Raw genomic sequence first — 466 nt, 5'->3', positions numbered from 1 at the left:
GCTTCTTGAGCCGAGACACCGTGTTGGCCGAGAGCCCCTTGGCCTGGTCGCCCAGCAGCGCCGCCAGCGCCTCCTGGTAGTCGCCGGTGGAGATCCCCTTCAGGTAGAGCCAGGGGATCAGCTCCTCGATGCTGCGGGCCCGCTTCAGGTAGGGCGGCAGCAGGCTGCTGTTGAAGCGAGCACCACCGCCGCTGCGGTCACGCACCTTGGGCACCTTCACGCTGACATCCCCAACCCCGGTCTGGACCATGCGCTCGGGCAGGTAGCCGTTGCGGACCACGGCCTGACGTCCATCGTCGAGCCGCTGATCGGTATACTGCGCCAGGAAGGTGGCCAACTCGGCCTCGACGGCCTTGGCGATCAGGTCACGGGCACCTCGTCGCAGCAGCTCGTGCAGCGGGTCAGCGACCTGGGGTTCTGGTTGTGAAAGAGCCTGGAGGGTAGAATCGGTCATGGCGTATCCACT

At 66.3% G+C, this 466-nt stretch carries 1 protein-coding gene; it reads right to left on the bottom strand.

Annotated features, from left to right (window positions below):
* Positions 1-454, bottom strand: a 454-nt coding sequence (locus CCD76_RS19550; RefSeq protein WP_179208984.1) for a transposase, incomplete at its 3' end; no start/stop codon positions are given.
* Between the last annotated feature and the right edge of the window lie 12 nt (positions 455-466).

The organism is Salinicola salarius (assembly GCF_002179555.1).
Taxonomy (GTDB): domain Bacteria; phylum Pseudomonadota; class Gammaproteobacteria; order Pseudomonadales; family Halomonadaceae; genus Salinicola; species Salinicola salarius_A.
Note: the sequence above shows the minus strand (reverse complement) of the source record. Positions and strands in the feature narration are given on the sequence as shown.